We start from the raw sequence: 18,656 nt of genomic DNA, 5'->3' as shown, positions 1-18,656 counted from the left end.
CCTGATAGGTTTCCCGGCGTGCCGTTCAACGTGCGGCAACCGTGGGATTGACTTGACTGGCGGATGCGCGAGCCGCGTCCGCATGATGGTCGGTGCCCGCCGACGTATCGACATAGCCGCCGCCCAACGCCGACGCGAGCTCGATCTGCTGGTCGCGGCGGTTCATCTTCAGATTGGCGATCGCCTCGTCGGCGTTCAGTGCGGTGACGTCGGCATTGAGCACGGTCAACTGGTTGGTCAGGCCGGCCTTGTATTGCGTGGTCGCGAGGCGATCGGCATCGCTCGCGGCCTGCTGCGCGGCCAGCGCATCGCCGAGCTGCGCGTCGCTCGCGCGAATCTGCGCGAGCTGCGTGGCCACGCCGCTCAGCGCGCCGATCAGCGTCTGGTTGTAGGTCGCCACCGCATAGTCGAACTCGGCGTAGCGGCCCTTCAACTGCGCGCGCAGCTCGCCCGCATCGAAGATCGGCAAGTGGATCGCCGGGCCCACCGACGCGGTGCGGCTCGCGGCGCTCAGGAAGCGGCCGAAGCCAAACGCGTCGAGACCGATCGCGGCGCTCAGGTTGATGTCGGGATAGAACTCGGCCTTCGCTTCTTTCACTTCGTGCGTGATCGCGTCGACGCGCCAGCGCGCCGCGACGATGTCGGGCCGCCGGCTCAGCAGATCGGCCGGCAGGTTGTCAGGCAGACGCACGTCGTCGCCGACGCCGAGCGTCGGCCGCGTGATCGCGAGTCCGCGGTCGGGACCCTTGCCAAGCAGCGCCGCCAGTTGATACCGGGTGGTCAGGATGCTGCCGTCGAGCGCGCTGACACGGGCACGGCTCGTCGACAGATTCGCCTCGGCCGTCTTGCGCTCCACTTCGGTGTCGAGACCGTTTGCGATGCGGCCGGAGGTAATGCGGTCGATCTGCTCGCGCCGCGCGACTTCCTGTTGCGCGATATCGCGTAACGCGTAGAGCCGCGCCAGCTCGTTGTACGTGCGGGCGATCGAGGTGTCGAGCGTGAGCCTGACGACCTGCTCGTCGGCCTCGGCAGCGGACGCCTCCGACACAGCCGCGCGCAGCGCTTCGCGGTTCTTGCCCCACAGATCGAGATCGTAGGAAGCGCTGAGCAGCCCCTTGTTCTCCGTCTGCCACGAGCCGGCATAGGGCGGCGGGATCAGCGCGCTGCTGCTGAACTGCTGGCGCGTCAGCGAGTACGAAGCGTCGACGCGCGGCAGCGTGCCCGCCTTCGCCGTTTCGCTGTAGGCTTGTGCCTGTTCGACCCGGGCGCGCGCCTGGGCAAGCGTCGGACTGCCTTGCAGCGCCTCGGCGATCAACGCCTTCAGTTGAGCGTCGCCGAACTGGTCGGCCCAGTCCGGGGACGGCCAGTTCCCATGCTCCTGCGGCAGGCTCCGGGCCGTTTCCAGCTGTTGTGGCTGATTGATCTGCTTGTCGCTGTGGATGCCCGCATAGTTTGCACAGGCTGCCAGCACTGCGAATGAGATCACCGAAACACCGAGCTTCAGCGTACGGGCGACGGTGTTTGCCCTGGAAGTCTGCGTATTCATTTTCTGACAAATCAGATTAATGGGTGAAAAAAACGCGGCCCACGGCCGCGCCGCTCAATCGCCTGTGAACTTGCGAAGCAGGCGGTCCAGCTCGGCAAACTCGGCCTTCGTGAATTTGCGCAAGCGCGCGTTCAACACATGCGGTGCGACTTCCGGAATCCGCGCGGCGGTTTTCTGCCCCTGCGCGGTCAACGTCAGATTGACCACGCGGCGATCTTGCGGGTCGCGCGAACGTTCCAGCAGCCCTTTCGATTCCAGCTTGTCCAGCATCCGCGTCATCAGGCCGGTGTCGATTCCGAGCAGCTTCGACAGCTCGAAAGGCGTAGTTGCCACACCCTGCTTCAGCGAAAGCAGGATGCCCATCTGCTGCCCGTTGATGTCGAGGTCCTTGAGCGCCGCGTCCATTTCCGCGACGACGACGTTGCGGGCCTTGACGAGCCTGAAGCCGATACTCTCTGTAAGCATGAAGTTCTTCGTCGTGTAGTGGTCCATGGCGGCGTCCTCCTTGTTGATTTTCACAATATCTGCATTATCAGATAATGTCAAGAAGAGGATTGTGTGTTTCATTTTCCGTCCGAACCGGGTTGCCCAATCGGAATCAGTGTCCGCCGGCGGCTGCCGCGCCCGCGGCACCACCTTTGGTCGGCTTCGTCACCCAGATCAGCGGGATGATGACCACAAAGATCACCGCCGAGATCCAGAAGATGTCGTTCAGGCCCAGCATCGTCGCCTGCGCGTTCAGCGAGGCTTCGTAAAACTCCGTGGCCTTGGGAATGCCCGCGTCCAGCGCCGCCTGCAGGTGCGCGATCGCGCCGGAAAAAAACCGGGGGTCCTCCACGCTGCTTTGCTCGGCAAGTCGCGCATGGTGCAGGATCGTACGATCGCTCCATGCGTTGCTCATCAGCGACGTGCCCACCGCTCCCGCGAAAAATGCGCACGAAGTTGGACAGACCCGCCGCCGCCGGAATCTCCTCCGGCTTCAGACCCGACAGGATGATCGCGGTCAGCGGCGTGAAGAACAGCGCGGTCGGAATGCCTTGCAGCAAAGTGGGCAGCACGAGCGTCCACGCGTCGATGCCGGTCGTGTAGTTGGAACGCATGAAGAACACCCCGGCGAATCCGACGAACGCAAGCGTGGCGAGCACCCGCATGTCCGAGCGCGGCATGATCTTGCCCATCACCGGCGCGAGGATCACGGCGAAAATGCCGAGCGGCGCGGTCACGAGCCCCGCATCCACCGCCCGGTAGCCGAGGAAGCCCTGAATCCACTGCGGCAGGATCACGAGGTTGGCGAAGAAGATCGCGTAGGCGACCGAAATCGCAATCGTGCCGCCGAGGAAGTTACGTCTGGCGAAAAGCCGCAGGTTGACGATCGGCTTTTCCTCGGTCAATTCCCAGATCAGGAAAAACAGGAAGCTGACCGCGGCGACGATCATCAGCGCCCAGATCACCGGCGAGCTGAACCAGTCGAGGTCGCGGCCCTTGTCGAGCATGATCTGCAGCGGTGCGACCCATGCGATCAGCGAGATCAGGCCGACCTTGTCGATCGGGAGCTTGCGCGACGGCGTCTCGCGATCGCGGTAGATCGCCCAGATCGCGCCCGCGGCAAACAGGCCGACCGGCACGTTGATGTAGAAGATCCACGACCAGCTGTAGCTGTCGGTGATCCAGCCGCCGAGCGCCGGACCCGCGATCGGCCCGACCGTCGCGGTCATCGCCCACAACGCCAGCGCGTTCGAACTTCTTTCCTTCGGAAACGACGCGAGCAGCATGGCCTGCGACAACGGCACCAGCGGCCCCGCCACCGCGCCCTGCACGACGCGGGCGACGAGCAGTACCAGCAGGTTCGGAGCGAGTCCGCACGCCGCCGATGACAGCACGAACAGCAGAATCGCCCAGACAAACAGCTTGACCTGGCCGATGCGCTGCGTGAGCCACCCCGTCAACGGAATCGACACCGCGTTGGCCGCGGCAAACAGCGTAATAACCCATGTGCCTTCGTCGATCGACACGCCGAGGTTGCCCGAGAGCGTCGGAATCGCGACGTTGGCGATCGACGAATCGAGCACGTTCATGAAGGTGGCGAGCGCTACGGCAAACGTGCCGAGTGCGAACTTTGCGCCAGTCAGCTGGGCCGGCGCGCCCGGGTTGGTCGGTGGATTCATGTCCTCGTCTCGGTTCGGAGCGCCCTTCAGTGCCGGGCGATTATCTGCATTGTCAGATAAGTGGTTGAAAAAAACCGCCTTAGCGGTCGAGCAGTCTTGAAAGAAGCAGGCTCAACGCGTCGAAGTCCGACTTCGAGAAGTGCGAAAGCCGCTCGCTCCATGCTCCCTGGACAACCCGTGTGTGGCGCGCGGCGATGGCCCGCCCTTTCTGCGTCAATGAAACATTGACGAGTCGACGATCCCTGCCGTTGCGGGCGCGCTCGATCAATCCGCTGTCTTCGAGCCTGTCCAGCACGCGGGTCATCCGTGTCGGGTGGACGCCAGCCAATTTCGACAGGGCGGCCGGTGTTTTCGCGCTCCCGCGCGCCAGCGTGAGCAGAACGCCGCGCTGCTGCAGATTGAGTCCTGCATCCGCGAGCCCTGCCCTGAGTTCGCTTGCAATCAGCTGACGCACCTGACCCAGCATGGACACCAGCTTCTGCGTCCGCTCGAAGTCTTCGTTGATCGAATCGTCCATCGATCGCCTCTTCGGTATCTGACTTCAATATATTTGACTATGCAGATTTGTGCAAGCGCATTTCCTCGCCGTATGCGCTGCGCGGTGCAAAACTGAATTGATCTACCGGCGACAATCGCGACCGGCACCGACAGAACGACTGCCGACACGTGTCATCACTCACCGCTTGTTCCTGCGGCTCACAACTGTTTGTCCGCGCCTTGTGTGCAAAAGCGCAGCACGACTGCATAAATTAGTAGCCATCGGAGCCAACAGTCCGATCACAGATTGCTGATCCAACCAACTTCGAGGTTCACTATGAGTCAGTCTCCCAAAGTCATCGTGGTCACCGGTGCATCGCAAGGCATCGGCGCCGAAACCGTCAAGGCATTTCGCAAGCTCGGCCATAACGTGGTCGCGACATCGCGCAGCATCAAGCCGTCCGACGATCCCAACCTCGTCACGGTGGCCGGTGACATTGCCGATCCGGCCACCGCCCGACGCGTGATCGACACAGCGGTGGCACGTTTCGGTCGTGTCGATACGCTCGTGAACAATGCGGGCATTTTCGTGGCCAAGCCGTTCACGCAGTACACGGCCGAAGATTACGCGACCATCACCAGCATCAATCTCGCGGGCTTCTTCCACATCACGCAGTTGGCGATCGCCGAGATGGAGAAGCATGAGCGCGGCCATGTGGTCAGCATCACGACGACCCTCGTCGATCACGCGATCGACGGTGTGCCGTCCGTGCTGGCCTCGCTGACCAAGGGCGGCCTCGCCGCCGCGACCCGCTCGCTTGCGATCGAGTACGCGAAGCGCGGCATTCGCGCCAATGCAGTTTCGCCCGGCATCATCAAGTCACCGATGCATGCGCCCGAAACCCATGCGGCGCTCGGCGCATTGCATCCGGTAGGTCATATGGGCGAGATGAGCGACATCGTGAATGCGATCCTCTATCTCGACTCGGCGCCGTTCGTGACCGGCGAGATCCTGCATGTGGACGGCGGCCAGAGCGCGGGCCACTGAGCGGGGCCATGCGATGAAGACGCGCGCGCCGCTCAGTGCGCGCGCGTGCGTGGCGCGGGCACAGGGGGTGTCGTGGGCGTGGCCAACTGCTCGATCAGAAATTCGACGAAAACCCGCACGCGCGAAGTCAGATAGCGCGCGTGCGGATAAAGCAGGATGAATGGCCGCGTACGCCCGCCCGCTTCGCGCAACACTTCCACGAGCCGACCTTCGCGCAGGTCGTCGGCCACGACGAAGCGATAAGTCTGAAAGAGACCCGCGCCGGCACGCGCGAGCGTCACGCCGGCGAGCGCATCGCCCGAGGTTCCATAGCTTCCCCGGGTCAGCACGTCGCCATTGTCAGCCGAGCCCTCGAAGGTCCACGCGAGATGACGCCCGCTGCTCGGCATTTCGAACTGGATGCACTCGTGAGTCTGCAGGTCCTCGACGGTGTTCGGCACCCCCGCGCGTTGCAGGTAGGTGGGCGTCGCCACCACGACCATTTCCGCATCTTCGAGCTTGCGCGCGACGAGGTTTGAATCGGCCGGTGCGCGTCCGCGTATCGCCAGATCGAAACCTTCGTCCGCGAAGTCGATGTTGCGGTTGCTCAGGTGCGTCTCGACCTGGACTTGCGGATAGCGCTCGCGAAACGCCGGCAGCAGCGGCAACACGCGATAGTGCCCATACGGCGTCGGCATGCTGATGCGCAGCATGCCTGCCGGTGTGGTTTGCTCGCCCGTCACTTCGCGCTCGGCGTCCATCAGTTGCGACAACGCCTGACGGCACTGCTCGAAGTAGCGCCGCCCCGCGTCGGTCAGACGGATCTGGCGCGTCGTGCGCACGAACAGGCGCACGCCGAGCCGTTCCTCGAGCCGCGCCACCGAGCGGCTCACCGCCGCCGGCGTGACACTCGCGGCGTTGGCCGCGAGCGTAAAGCTTCCGAGCTCCGCCGCGAAACAGAAGAGCTCGATGCTGCCCAGCAGCAGATCGTCGAATTTGCGTTGCATGCCTGTCTCCCTTTGTTTTTTTGTTTCGAGGATGCGTGCCGATGTTTTCGATCGATGCGAGGCATGAAAATCAGACTGCTCAGTTCCACACCGATTGCAGCCGCTCGATACTTTCACGCGTTTCGCGTTCGAGTTGCGCGATCAGTTCGCCGGCGGGCATCGAACGCGCAAGCGGCGCGGCCTGCCCCGCCCATTGCGCGCCGTAGCCGAACTCACCCTTGGCTTTGGCGGCAGCATTGAGCGCCTTGCCGGCGTCGTAAGTGATCGGATAGGAAGGCGTTTGCGGGGCCTGCGGGTCCTCGCCGAGCGCCGTGAAGCGATTGACGATGCTGCGCGCGAGGCGCCCCGATATGGCCGAAGTGAATGTCGTCGAGCGCGCCGCATCGCTGAGCAACGCGCTGCGATAAGCGTCGTCGATCGAGGTCTCCGGGCATGCGACGAAGGCCGTGCCCATTTGCGCCGCCTGCGCGCCCAGCGCAAGCGCGGCCGCGATGCCGGCGCCGTCCATGATGCCGCCCGCCGCGATCACGGGCAGGTCGAACTCGCTCGCCAGCAGACGCGTCAATGCGAACGTGCCGAGGCGCTCGTCGCGCGAGGTCGTGTCGAATATGCCGCGATGACCGCCCGCCTCGATGCCCTGCGCGACGATCGCATCGACGCCTGCTTCGACGGCCGTCGCCGCTTCGTCGAGATTGGTCGCGCTCGCCAGCAAACGGATGCCCGCGTGCTTCAGTTGCGCGATCACCGCATCGGGCGGCAAGCCGAAATGGAAGCTGACGACGGCCGGCTTCTCCGCGAGCAGCATCGCCTGCATCGCGGTGTCGACGACGAAGCTCGTGTAGATCTCGGAGAGCGCTTGCGGCGGCGTCGCGCCGTATTGCCGGAACACCGGTTCGAGCCAGGCGAGCCATGCACGCTCGACGGCCGCATCGGGTGTGGCCGGGCGATGGCAGAACACATTGATGTTGAACGGTTTCGTGGTTAGCTCGCGGGTCTGGTGGATCGCGCGGCGCGCGTTCTCCGCGTTCATCGCGGCAACGCCGAGCGAGCCCAGACCGCCCGCGTTCGACACCGCGGCCGCGAGCGCCGGCGTGGTGACGCCGGCCATCGGCGCCTGAATGATCGGCTTGTGGATGCCGAGCGTGCGCAGTAACGCGCGATTGTCCGCTTGAGTGCTCATGTTCCCTTCCCACCGGATGCGTTAAAAGGTTCAATGTACCTGCCGGCTTGCCTGCCTGTCAGGCTCCAGCGCGGCCGTGCGCCCAGCGCGCGAGGCCACCGCAGGCGATCAGCCGCGCGCCGGTCACGAAGAATACACGGTGATGATCGGCTCGATCGACTGGTTGGCGAGCAGATGCATAGCCGCCTACCAAACCGGCGATCAAACGCAGCGCGATCAGCTCGTCAACATTGTGCGCCACGCCGATCAACGGCAGCGCCAGGGCCATACCGATCGCCGGTACAGACGAAACCGTCGCATTCATTTCGCGCTGCGCGCGGCAAACGGATCGACGGCGAGTGCGAGAAGGAGCGCCACCGCGCCAATCGCGTAGAGCACCGGATAATTGCCGCCGGTCACGCGGAGAACCTGAAGAACCCGCTGTGCAGCAGCACGGGCTTCGCGCCGACCTCCTCGAGCAGCTGTTTGGCGGCCTGCTCGATCTGATAGCGGTGCGCGAGGAACGCCTGGACCAGATCGTCCTCGCGCAGCGAGCGCGCGCCGAAGTGATCTTCGAGCGCCTCGGCGGTAATCGCGCACTGCACGGACCGATCGTCGACGTGCGCCGGAAACGCCAGCACCAGATCGCGGGCGCAGTATTCGGGCATGCAGGATGGAAAGGAAATATGCATGGTGACGCCCCCAAGCGCATGAAGTGCCGCGACGTCTCCAGCTTAATCACGCAATCCACCGCGGATTTGACGTACGTCAAGGCGGCGTTCCGCGTCATCAGCGGCGGCGTCGCGTCGTGGTGCGGCAAACGCACCGAGGCCGCGTGATCATCCGTGCGCCATTAGCGCTGTCAGAGCGGGTGCCACACGGTTTGAGCAACGCCGGCCGCCACACACAGCACGACAACCGCAAGCGGCGGCACCTTCCAGCGCAGTAACAGCAAAAAGCCGATACACGCGACCGCGAAATCCGTCGCGGACAACACCGCGCTCGTCCACACCGGCGAATAGAGCGCGGCGGCCAGCAGCCCGACCACCGCGGCATTGACGCCGGCAAGCGCCGCCGCCATCGCCGCACGCGCTCGCAGCGCCTGCCACCACGGCAATGCGGCGAGCACGAGCAGCAGTCCCGGCAGAAAGATGCCCACTGTCGCCAGCAGTGCGCCGCTCCAGTGTCTCGGTGGCAGCGCCATCATCCAGCCGAGAAACGCCGCGAACGTGAACAGCGGTCCGGGTACCGCTTGGACCGCGCCATAGCCGGCCAGGAAGTCGTTGGGCGAGACCCATCCGGTCGCGACGGTTTCACGCTGCAAAAGCGGGAGCACTACGTGCCCGCCGCCGAACACGAGCGCGCCCGAGCGATAGAACGCGTCGAATACGCGCAGGCCTTGCGAGGGCCCGCTTGCCGCCCATAGCGGCAACGCGAACAGCAATGCGCAAAACACCACTAGCGCGACGATGCCGGCCGTGCGCGACACCTGAAAATCGCCGGCCCGCAGAGGAGTGGCGCGTGGCGCTTGCGCCGCCGTGGTTCGGCACAGCGCGACACCGAGCACGGCGCCAGCGCCGATCACGATCAGTTGGGCGTAGACGGTGCCAAGCACACTCAGCAATGCGAGCGATGCGAGCGCGATCGCCGCGCGGCGGCGATCCGGACAAAGACGCCGCGCCATGTCCCAGACGGCCTGCGCGACGACGGCCACCGCGACGAGTTTCAGGCCATGGATCACAGCCGTGCCGAGCGCCCCGCCGAGGTCCGGCGCGATCGCGGCAAAGGCCAGCATCACGAGTACCGACGGCAGCGTGAAGCCGCACCAGGCGGCAAGGCCCCCAGCCCACCCGGCCCGCAGCAACCCGATCGAAAATCCCGCCTGGCTGCTCGCGGGGCCCGGCAGAAACTGGCATAGGCCGATGAGGTCGGTGAAGGCTTCGTCGTCGAGCCAGCGGCGCCGCTCGACGAACTCGCGCCGGAAGTAACCGATGTGAGCGATCGGGCCACCGAAACTGGTCAGCCCGAGTTTGAGAAATGCGCTGAACACCTCGATAACGCGCGTGAACCGTGAGCGGCGCGGCGACGACAAATCAGTATCCATGGATGGGCGGGGCGAGCGATGTCGATTTCGCGAGGTGGCGGAGCCACGGGTCGGCGACAGGGCCTCGTGTTTTGACGACGCACAGTATAGAGGTCTGCCGCGCGACCATGCGCGCCACCGCTCCGGCTCGCCGCGCCCCGCCTAAGACGCCTCGATCAACACCTTCAGCGCGCGCGTGCTCGACGCGCTGGAGAACGTCTCGTAAGCCGAAAGAATATCGTCGAGCCGGAACCGATGCGTGATCAGACGCGTCGGATCGATCCGCCCCGCCTTGACCGTCTTCATCAGCATCGGGGTACTGACGGTATCGACGAGACGCGTCGTAATCGCGATGTTGCGATCCCACAGCTGTTCCAGATGCAGATCGCACTTCACGCCGTGTACGCCGATGTTCGCGATCGTTCCGCCAGGCGCGACCAGTTGCTGGCAAAGCTCGAACGTCGGCGGAATGCCGACCGCTTCGATCACGCAGTCGGCGCCGACCGATTCCGTCAGCTTCAGCACTTGCGCGACCGCATCGGTATGCGCGTTGTCGACACACGCGGTCGCGCCGAAGCGGTGCGCGACCTCGAGCCGGTTGACATCGGGATCGATCATGATGATCTGCGCCGGCGAGTAGAACTGCGCGGTCAACAGCGCCGCGAGCCCGATGGGTCCGGCGCCGACGATCGCCACCGTAGAGCCCGGCTGAACCTTGCCGTTGAGCACGCCGCATTCGAAGCCGGTCGGCAGAATGTCGGACAGCATCACGAGCGCCTCTTCGTCGAGGCCGGCCGGAATCCGGTACAGACTGCTCTGCGCATGCGGAATGCGCACGTATTCGGCCTGCGTGCCGTCGATCCGGTTACCGAGAATCCAGCCGCCCGTCGTGCAATGCGAATACATCCCGCGCCTGCAGTAGTCACAGCGACCGCACGAGGTAATGCACGAGATCAGCACGTGATCGCCGGCCGCGAGCCCGCTCACCGCGTCGCCGACCTGATGCACGACACCGACGCCTTCGTGGCCGAGAATGCGGCCCGGCTCGCAGCTCGGCACTTCGCCTTTGAGAATGTGCAGATCGGTGCCGCAGATCGTCGTGCGAGTGACTTTGACGATTGCATCGGTGGGCGCCGCGAGTTCGGGGATCGGCCGTTCGTCGAGCGACTTTTTGCCCGGACCGTGATAAACGAGTGCTTTCATGACGGACTTCTCCTGTGGCCGGAATGAAACACGATGCTTCCTATTGCGTCACGCGCTTACATCATGCGCCCCGGCATGGCGGGCGGCTTGATCTGGGTCAAGCATGTGGGTTCAACTAATTGCGGGCCGCGGCGTCCGAGTTACGAAAACAACGCCGACGCATCGATGTCGGTCATTTTCTCGAGTTCGTCGCGGCGCGTATCGCACGCTCGCCTGATCGTCGCGCCTTGGGCGATCCACACGGCCAGCGAAATGAACGCGAAGCTACCGAGCGCAATAAATGCCGTCGGGTAGCCGAAGCGGCTGGCGAGCCATCCGCCGAGCAGTGGACTCAGGCAACCGCCGGCGGCTTCCACGCTTTGCACCGCGCCCTGACCGAGGTTCACCCGCCCGCTGCCATGCAACAGGTGCACGACGAGAGCCGGGATCGCGACGCTTTGCAGCCCGGAGCCCAGACCGTCGAAGATTTGCACCGGCACGATCCCCCACTCGGCCGTGATCCATGCCGCGGTCAAGCCGCGCAGCGGCAGCGTGATCAGCGTCGCGAGGATGACCCACCAGAAACCCCAGCGGCGGATCGCGCGGCTCGCGTAGACAGCCGCGCACAGCATCACAAGCTGGGAAATGATGATATTGGCCGCCGTGATCGCGCTGGCGTCGCGGTGGTGGGCCGCCGCTTGCGCAAGGCTGTAAAGCGGCAGCAGCGTGGAATTGCCGAGGCTGAAGGCGGCCAGCGCGAGCGCGAGCAACAGCAACGGGCGGCAGCGGATCAGCGCGCGCACGCTGTCCGCGCGCACCTGCGAGCGATCCTTGTCGTCCTCGTGCGCGAGGCCGCGCGCATAGTGCCGATGCACCGCGCGCGCGGGAATCAGCAACACGGAGACAATGCACGCGATCCCGAACGCCGCCCCGAGCGCGAACACCCAGACGATGCCGAGCCACCAGCCGATCGCACCGGACAAAGCCGCCGCCACGATGTTGCCGGCGTGGTTCGCCACCTGGTTGCGGCCGTATTGCCGGTCGAAGTTTCTGCGGCCGGTCATGCCGAGCGTCAATCCCATCAGCGCGGTGCCCATGACCGAGCCCGCCACTGCCGTGGCGATCTGCGAGAACGCGATCGGCCAGTAGCCGCGCGAGAGCCAGATCACGCACGCGGCGGCGACCGTCAGCGCGCTTGCGGCAACCACCACCGCGCGCCGATGGTAAATGGCATCGACCAGCGCGCCAGCCGGGGCCGTCACGAGCACGCTGACGATGGCCCCCAGCGTCAGCACGGTGCCGATCGTGTCGGGGCTCCATCCATGCGCTTGCAGATAGATGCCGAGAAAGGGTCCCGCGCCTGCCTGCACATCGGCGGCGAAGAAGCTGACTGCCAGTAACGGGGTGGTCGGTTTCGTGTTGTGTTCTTCCAGTTTTTGGCGGGCGCGAGCGACGGGCTTCCATCGATCAGGCGTCCGTCGGGACACTGCGCAAGGCGATCAGCGCATATCCCGCTGGAGCATCGAGCGTGCCTGGGACTGCCTTGAAGGTCACTGCCATTCAGTTCCCGTCCATCGGTTTGCCGATATTGGAGGTTGCGGCAATGCATGCATCGCAAGCAGTTGCTGATGGCGTGCTTCGGTGGCCTCGTCGGCGGGAAACATGGATTCGATGCGCAGTTCCTGCGCGGCCACGTTTTGCGGTGTACCCACGGTCGTGACCATCGAGAAATAGCGCAGCACCACGCCTTCGCTGATGAAGCCGAGTGGAATCATCGGCAGCGTCGCGGGCGTCGTGGAAGAGCCATGATGCGTCTTCCAGTCGCGTGGCACATCGGGATACGCAAGCAGTTCATCGAGTAGACGCTTCGTGTGGGCACCGATGACATGACCCACCGATTCACGATACACGCGTTGCAGCAGGCTTCGCGCGACCTCATCCCAATCGGCCACGAACGGACGCATGCCGAGCGGATCGAAGATCAGATGCAGCATGTTGCGCGGGCCTTCGCGCGCAGCCATGTCGATGAAGCAGTTGAAAAAGCGCGGAGCCGCGTCGTTGCTCATCAGCACGTTCCAGTCGCGGTCCATCACGAGCGCCGGAAACGGCTCATGCTGACGCACGACCCGTTCGAGCGCGCGAACCACGCCGTTCATCTCTTGCGCATTCCACGGCGCTTCCGAATAGACCGGTGCGTAACCGGCGGCAAGCAGCAGCGCATTGCGCTCGCGCAGCGGCACGTCGAGAGTCTGCGCAAGCGTCAGCAGCGTGTCGCGGCCCGGCACGCTGCGCCCGCTTTCGATGAAGCTGATCTGCCGCTGCGAGAAGCCGGCCTCGAGCGACAGATCGAGCTGACTCACGCCGCGCACGTCACGCCAATAGCGCAACAGACTACCGAGATCGCCCGGCTGCACTTTCGGATCGTGACTCGTGACGTTCATCGCATTGCCCTCCTTTTTATCGGCTGAAAACAACTGCTGCGCGCCATCCAATTGGCGGCGCAATAGCCGAAGATTAGCGGCGGCCGCGCGGCGCGCCAATTACATCGGATGTCATCGTCATCGGCCAATCGACGGCGGCTTCTTTCTGGCGACCCGCCTGGGCGCGGACTATGATGTTTGAGTTTGTTCCCCTCTTGTCCCGTTCACCACTGGAAAGGAAGAACGTCATGCCCACGATGAAAGCAGTCGAAGTGAAGCAGGCAGGCGGCCCGCTCGAACTGGTCGAGCGTGAAGTGCCCGAGGCGGGCGCGGGGCACGTGCGCATCAGGATTCAGGCTTGCGGCATCTGTCATAGCGATGTGATGACCAAGGACGGGCTGTGGCCGGCCCTCGCCTATCCGCGCGTGCCCGGTCATGAGATCGCGGGCGTGATCGACTCGCTCGGTGCGGGTGTCGAGGGCTGGCAGCTCGGGCAGCGCGTCGGGGTCGGCTGGCACGGCGGCCATTGCGGCAAATGCGAACACTGCCGCCGGGGCGACTTCGTGCTGTGCAAGTTTGCGCTGATCCCCGGCATCAGCTACGACGGCGGCTACGCCGAATACATGGTGGCCCCGGTCGAAGCGCTGGCGCGCATTCCCGACGATCTGTCCGATGTCGATGCCGCGCCGCTGCTGTGCGCGGGCATTACGACCTTCAACGCGATACGCAATAGCGGCGCGCGCGCCGGCGACGTGGTCGCGATTCTCGGCATCGGCGGCCTCGGTCATCTAGGCGTGCAGTTCGCGCGCAAGATGGGTTTTCGCACGGTGGCGATCGCGCGCGGTCAGGACAAGGCCCCGCTCGCGCAGCAACTGGGCGCGCATCACTACATCGACAGCAAAACGGAAAACGTCGCCGAGAAGCTCCAGGCACTGGGCGGCGCGAAGCTGATCCTCGCCACGGTGACGAGCGGCAAGGCGATGACAGCCACGCTCGGCGGTCTCGGCCTGAACGGCAAGCTCGTGATGGTCGGCGTCTCGGAAGAGCCGATCGAAGTGCCGATCGTGCAGTTCATCATGGGACGCAACTCGGTGCAAGGCTGGCCGTCCGGCACCTCGGCCGATTCGCAGGACACACTCGCGTTCAGCGCGCTCACCGGCGTCAAGCCGATGATCGAGGAGTATCCGCTCGCCGAGGCCGCGCAGGCCTACGACCGGATGCTGAGCGGACACGCGCGTTTCAGGGTGGTGCTGAAGATGGTCTGAGTCGATGACTGGGAAGGAGACGAAGAAAAAACGCGATTGCCGGCATCCCGGCAATCGCGCTCGATGACTACTCAAAGCTACCTTCAAACACTGCGTCGGCGTGGTAAGCAACCACGCGCGCCGCAGTGGCTGGATCAAGCCAGATCGAAACGATCCAGATTCATTACCTTGACCCACGCGGCAATGAAGTCGCGCATGAACTTCTCCTTACCGTCCTCGCTCGCGTAGACCTCGCTCAAGGCGCGCAGCACCGAGTTCGAGCCGAACACCAGATCGACACGGGTACCCGTCCACTTGACCTCGCCGGTCTTCGCGTCGGCGCCTTCGAACGTTTCCGCGGCCTCCGACACCGGCGTCCATTCCGTACCCATATCGAGCAGGTTACGGAAGAAGTCGTTGGTCAGCGTTTCCGGTTTGTCCGTCAGCACACCTTCCTTGCCACCGCCCACCTTCAGCACGCGCAGGCCGCCGATCAGCGCCGTCATCTCGGGCGCCGTCAACGTCAGCAGTTGCGCCTTGTCGATCAGCAGCTTCTCCGCCTCCACCGGGAACTTGCCGCCCAGATAGTTGCGGAAGCCGTCGTGGACCGGCTCGAGCGCGCCGACCGATTGGACGTCGGTCTGATCCTGCGACGCATCCATGCGACCCGGCGAGAACGGCACCGTCACCTGCTGCCCGGCGTTCTTCGCGGCCTGCTCGATGCCGGCGCCACCGGCCAGCACGATCAGATCGGCGAGCGAAATCTTCTTGCCGCCGGACTGCGCACCGTTGAACTCGCTCTGGATGCCTTCGAGCACCTTCAGCACCTTCGCGAGCTCGGCCGGCTGGTTGACTGCCCAGTCCTTCTGCGGCGCGAGCCGGATGCGTGCGCCGTTGGCGCCGCCGCGCTTGTCCGAGCCGCGGAACGTCGAGGCCGATGCCCACGCGGTCGTGACCAGCTGCGACACCGACAGTCCGGACGCGAGGATCTTCTGCTTCAGCGCCGCGACGTCCTTGTCGTCGACGAGCGGGTGATCGACGGCCGGAATCGGGTCCTGCCACAGCAGTTCCTCGGCCGGCACTTCCGGGCCCAGATAGCGGGCGCGCGGACCCATGTCGCGGTGCGTGAGCTTGAACCATGCGCGCGCGAACGCGTCGGCGAACTCGTCCGGGTTATCCATGAAGCGCCGCGAGATCTTTTCGTAGATCGGGTCGAGGCGTAGCGACAGGTCGGTCGTCAGCATCGTCGGCAGCAGTTTTTTCGACGGGTCGTGCGCGTGCGGGATCGTCGGCTCCGCGCCCTTCGCAACCCACTGATTCGCGCCGGCCGGGCTCTTGGTCAGTTCCCACTCGTGGCCGAACAGGTTGTGGAAATAGCCCATGCCCCACTGCGTCGGCGTCGAGGTCCACGTGACTTCGATACCGCTCGTGATCGTGTCGCCACCCTTGCCGGTGCCGAAGCTGTTGCGCCAGCCGAGCCCCATCTCCTCGAGACCGGCACCTTCCGGTTCCGGACCGACGTTCTCGGCGGGCCCCGCGCCGTGCGTCTTGCCGAATGTGTGGCCACCGGCGATCAGCGCGACCGTTTCCTCGTCGTTCATCGCCATGCGGGCGAATGTTTCGCGGATGTCGACCGCCGCGGCGAGCGGATCGGGATTGCCGTCCGGGCCTTCCGGGTTCACGTAGATCAGGCCCATCTGCACCGCGCCGAGCGGGTTTTCGAGGTTGCGTCCGGGCGGATCGGTGCGGCTCTTTTCGGTGCCGTGCAGTTCTTCGTCGGCGACCAGCACGCCTTCGTCGTCTTCCCTGCCGGCCGCGCCCTTGCCATAGCGCACGTCGCCGCCGAGCCAGGTCTTTTCATTGCCCCAATAGACGTCCTGATCCGGTTCCCACGTGTCCTCGCGCCCGCCGCCGAAACCAAATGTCTTGAAACCCATCGTTTCGAGCGCGACGTTGCCGGTCAGGATCAGCAGGTCGGCCCACGAAATTTTCTGCCCGTATTTCTGCTTGATCGGCCATAGCAGCCGGCGCGCCTTGTCGAGGCTCACGTTGTCCGGCCAGCTGTTGATCGGCGCGAAACGCTGCTGGCCGCGCCCTGCGCCGCCGCGGCCGTCGCCGATGCGGTAGGTGCCGGCGCTGTGCCATGCCATACGGATAAACAGCGGTCCGTAGTGGCCAAAGTCAGCGGGCCACCAGGGCTGCGAATCGGTCATCAGCGCGGCGAGGTCTTTCTTGATCGCGTCGTAGTCGAGGCTCTTGAATGCCTCGGCATAGTTGAAGTCCTTGTCTAGCGGATTGGAGCGGTTGGAATGCTGGTTCAGCAGATCGACGCGCAATTGCTTCGGCCACCAGTCTCGAATGGTCGTCCCGCCGCCGGCGGTGTGGATGAACGGGCACTTTGCTTCGTTTGACATGCGTTCTCTCCTTTGGAGGATGTCTCCGTTGTCGATCGGAGTCGGTGCGAAGCACTTTCTCCAATCCCATGCAAGGTACTTGTTATGCGTTTGTCATCCTGTCAGGCGTCCGTGGCAATTTGACGATCGAGGAACCCGACAGTCGGCCGAATGATTCGGCAGTGCACTCATGAAATCCAGGGTTGAAGGAAACGCAGCCGGAGTCTCCAACAGATGACTCCGGCCGACGCGCCACTCCTATTCGAATATAGGCGAGGGCAAAGTTCAATAGAATTCGAATCCGGCAATGCCGGTAATAGATGGCGACTATAGCGGCCAACAATCGCGCGGCGCGCTCCATTACTGTATGCCGATCGATCGTCGCTGCGTCGAAGCTTGAGCGCGCCCCGCTGTTTTGCGCCAGGCGCGGTCTACTGTGTGATAGGGTTTCGCGTTTCATCAGCAACAGAATGGGCACTGTTTTCTTTTCAGGCAAACGCTTCGGACAACGCCTGAGCGGAGCAGAATGACGCCAACCGGCGTGCGCCCGAGGAGTGTCCCGAACCGTGTCCAAAGCTGCCCCGAATGCTGAGCTCGCCACCGTCCAGCCCGTCGAATCGCTCCTCGTGCCGGAACTGCTCGATGGCCGCGACGGCACCAATCGCGGCGCGGCGGAAAACTCCCAGCTATCGGCGCGCAACGACCTCGACGCCGTGCGCGCGTGGCTCTCCAATTACGCCGACACCAAGACCACCTTCGACAACTACCGCAAGGAAGCCGAACGGCTGCTGCTGTGGGCCGTCGTGCAGCTCGGCAAGCCGCTGTCGTCGCTGACGCACGAGGATCTGCTGCTGTTCAAGGCGTTCATCGCCGATCCGCAGCCGGCCGCGCGCTGGGTGTCGGCGAACGGCGGCAAGTACGCGCGCGGCGACGCGCGCTGGCGGCCGTTCAACGGGCCGCTGTCGCCGGCCAGCCAGCGCCAGGCGCTGATCATCCTGAACGCGATGTTCACGTGGCTCGTCAACGCGGGCTATCTGCGCGGCAATCCGATGGCGCTGCTGCGACAGCGCGCGAAGCGCTCGGCGCCGCGCGTCACGCGCTATCTGTCGACGTCGCTGTGGGACGAAGTGAAACTGTTCGTCGAGCAGTTGCCGCAAGATACCGATGCGCAGCGCGCGTACTACGCGCGCTGCCGCTGGCTGACCACGCTGTTCTATCTGCAGGGCATGCGCATTTCCGAGGTCGCCGGCGGGCAGATGGGCCAGTTCTTCCGAAGGCTCGGCGCCGACGGTCAGGACCAGTGGTGGCTCGAAACGCTCGGCAAGGGCGACAAGGAGCGGATCGTGCCGGTGTCGGCCGAACTGGTTCAGGAACTGCGCAGCTACCGGACGCTGAATGGCCTCGCCGCGCTGCCGACCCGCGCCGAGGAAACCCCGCTCGTGCTGCCCTTCAAGGGTCGCAACCGCTGCCTGTCGCGCTCGGCGATTCACGACGCGATCAAAGGCATCTTCGCGGGCGCGGCGATGTGGCTGCGCGCGCGCGGCGCCGAATTCGCCGATCGCGCCGACGAACTCGAGCGCGCGTCGGCGCACTGGCTGCGGCATACGGCCGGTTCGCACCAGGCGGACGGCGGCGTCGATTTGCGCACGATCCGCGACAATCTCGGCCACGTGTCGCTGAATACGACCAGCCTTTATCTGCACACCGAGGACGACGCGCGCCATACCGAGACCGTCAATCGGCACCGGATGAACTGGCACGACGCGAAGTCTAAAGAAGGCAATCCGGGCGGCAATTAAGCGCGGATCGGAGCCCCGGCTGCGCACGCATTGGCGCATGCGTTTTCGCCTGCGCGGTTTTCGCCTGCGCATTCATCAACTAATTTTCCCGATCGGCGATTCGTATCTCAAGAACGCAAAACGCCTGGCCGTTAAAAGGGCGTCGCTCGACAAA

General features: G+C 64.6%; 17 protein-coding genes and 1 pseudogene. 5 read left to right on the top strand and 13 right to left on the bottom strand.

All coding sequences use genetic code 11. The features are described from left to right. Positions 1-25: 25 nt before the first annotated feature. The 4 genes and pseudogenes from G5S42_RS20430 to G5S42_RS20415 all read right to left on the bottom strand — a co-directional run bounded on the left by G5S42_RS20430 (position 26) and on the right by G5S42_RS20415 (position 4,228). On the bottom strand, positions 26-1,546 hold the full coding sequence (locus G5S42_RS20430) for an efflux transporter outer membrane subunit (protein ID WP_176108449.1): 1,521 nt from the start codon (positions 1,544-1,546) through the stop codon (positions 26-28). A 54-nt stretch (positions 1,547-1,600) separates the two neighbouring features. Then, positions 1,601-2,038, bottom strand: coding sequence for a MarR family winged helix-turn-helix transcriptional regulator (locus G5S42_RS20425; protein WP_176110353.1), 438 nt, complete (start codon positions 2,036-2,038; stop codon positions 1,601-1,603). Between the two features lie 106 nt (positions 2,039-2,144). After that, positions 2,145-3,711, bottom strand: a pseudogene (locus G5S42_RS20420) (DHA2 family efflux MFS transporter permease subunit). A gap of 79 nt (positions 3,712-3,790) precedes the next feature. Then, positions 3,791-4,228 carry a MarR family winged helix-turn-helix transcriptional regulator gene (locus G5S42_RS20415; protein ID WP_176108448.1) on the bottom strand — a complete coding sequence of 146 codons (438 nt, stop codon included), beginning with the start codon at positions 4,226-4,228 and terminating at the stop codon, positions 3,791-3,793. Between the two features lie 297 nt (positions 4,229-4,525). Between G5S42_RS20415 and G5S42_RS20410 the strand changes: the two genes are divergently transcribed. Next, positions 4,526-5,236: an SDR family NAD(P)-dependent oxidoreductase gene (locus G5S42_RS20410; protein ID WP_176108447.1), complete on the top strand. Its 711-nt coding sequence runs from the start codon at positions 4,526-4,528 to the stop codon at positions 5,234-5,236. Positions 5,237-5,268: 32 nt separating this feature from the next. Here G5S42_RS20410 and G5S42_RS20405 read toward each other — a convergent pair whose 3' ends face one another. The 4 genes from G5S42_RS20405 to G5S42_RS20390 form a co-directional block, all read right to left on the bottom strand. Further along, positions 5,269-6,222: a LysR family transcriptional regulator gene (locus G5S42_RS20405; RefSeq protein ID WP_176108446.1), complete on the bottom strand. Its 954-nt coding sequence runs from the start codon at positions 6,220-6,222 to the stop codon at positions 5,269-5,271. A gap of 79 nt (positions 6,223-6,301) precedes the next feature. Then, positions 6,302-7,402 (bottom strand): NAD(P)H-dependent flavin oxidoreductase, encoded by a 1,101-nt coding sequence (locus tag G5S42_RS20400; protein ID WP_176108445.1) that lies wholly within the window; start codon positions 7,400-7,402, stop codon positions 6,302-6,304. Positions 7,403-7,460: 58 nt separating this feature from the next. Further along, positions 7,461-7,670, bottom strand: coding sequence for a hypothetical protein (locus G5S42_RS20395; protein ID WP_217710223.1), 210 nt, complete (start codon positions 7,668-7,670; stop codon positions 7,461-7,463). Positions 7,671-7,797: 127 nt separating this feature from the next. Beyond that, positions 7,798-8,073: a DUF1488 family protein gene (locus G5S42_RS20390; RefSeq protein ID WP_176108444.1), complete on the bottom strand. Its 276-nt coding sequence runs from the start codon at positions 8,071-8,073 to the stop codon at positions 7,798-7,800. On the opposite strand from G5S42_RS20390, the gene G5S42_RS20385 reads away from it, so the two are divergent. After that, on the top strand, positions 8,068-8,220 hold the full coding sequence (locus G5S42_RS20385) for a hypothetical protein (protein WP_176108443.1): 153 nt from the start codon (positions 8,068-8,070) through the stop codon (positions 8,218-8,220). The genes G5S42_RS20390 and G5S42_RS20385 overlap by 6 nt on opposite strands. Before the next feature lie 23 nt (positions 8,221-8,243). Here G5S42_RS20385 and chrA read toward each other — a convergent pair whose 3' ends face one another. The 4 genes from chrA to G5S42_RS20365 all read right to left on the bottom strand — a co-directional run bounded on the left by chrA (position 8,244) and on the right by G5S42_RS20365 (position 13,087). Continuing rightward, a complete protein-coding gene (gene chrA, locus G5S42_RS20380; RefSeq protein WP_176108442.1) occupies positions 8,244-9,485 on the bottom strand; it encodes a chromate efflux transporter in 1,242 nt (413 codons plus the stop codon). 141 nt (positions 9,486-9,626) lie between these two features. Then, positions 9,627-10,667 (bottom strand): zinc-dependent alcohol dehydrogenase family protein, encoded by a 1,041-nt coding sequence (locus G5S42_RS20375; RefSeq protein ID WP_176108441.1) that lies wholly within the window; start codon positions 10,665-10,667, stop codon positions 9,627-9,629. 140 nt (positions 10,668-10,807) lie between these two features. Then, positions 10,808-12,079, bottom strand: a complete 1,272-nt coding sequence (locus G5S42_RS20370; protein ID WP_176110578.1) for an MFS transporter — start codon at positions 12,077-12,079, stop codon at positions 10,808-10,810. 117 nt (positions 12,080-12,196) lie between these two features. Then, positions 12,197-13,087: a helix-turn-helix domain-containing protein gene (locus G5S42_RS20365; protein WP_176108440.1), complete on the bottom strand. Its 891-nt coding sequence runs from the start codon at positions 13,085-13,087 to the stop codon at positions 12,197-12,199. On the opposite strand from G5S42_RS20365, the gene G5S42_RS20360 reads away from it, so the two are divergent. After that, positions 13,077-13,268: a hypothetical protein gene (locus G5S42_RS20360; protein ID WP_176108439.1), complete on the top strand. Its 192-nt coding sequence runs from the start codon at positions 13,077-13,079 to the stop codon at positions 13,266-13,268. The two genes, G5S42_RS20365 and G5S42_RS20360, sit on opposite strands and share 11 nt — an antisense overlap. 46 nt (positions 13,269-13,314) lie before the next feature. Next, positions 13,315-14,331 carry an alcohol dehydrogenase gene (locus tag G5S42_RS20355; RefSeq protein WP_176108438.1) on the top strand — a complete coding sequence of 339 codons (1,017 nt, stop codon included), beginning with the start codon at positions 13,315-13,317 and terminating at the stop codon, positions 14,329-14,331. 134 nt (positions 14,332-14,465) lie between these two features. On the opposite strand, the gene katG is transcribed toward G5S42_RS20355, so the two are convergent. Beyond that, entirely contained in the window at positions 14,466-16,724 is a 2,259-nt protein-coding gene (gene katG / locus G5S42_RS20350; RefSeq protein WP_176108437.1) for a catalase/peroxidase HPI, read from the bottom strand. Between the two features lie 533 nt (positions 16,725-17,257). Here katG and G5S42_RS20345 point away from each other — a divergent pair. Next, complete coding sequence (locus G5S42_RS20345; RefSeq protein WP_176108436.1) at positions 17,258-18,502, top strand: tyrosine-type recombinase/integrase; 1,245 nt, start codon at positions 17,258-17,260, stop codon at positions 18,500-18,502. The last annotated feature ends 154 nt before the right edge of the window (positions 18,503-18,656 follow it).

It is taken from the genome of Paraburkholderia youngii, assembly GCF_013366925.1.
GTDB classification, from domain to species: Bacteria; Pseudomonadota; Gammaproteobacteria; order Burkholderiales; family Burkholderiaceae; genus Paraburkholderia; species Paraburkholderia youngii.
The sequence above is the reverse complement of the archived record's forward strand: the minus strand, read 5'-3'. Positions and strand labels throughout refer to the sequence as shown.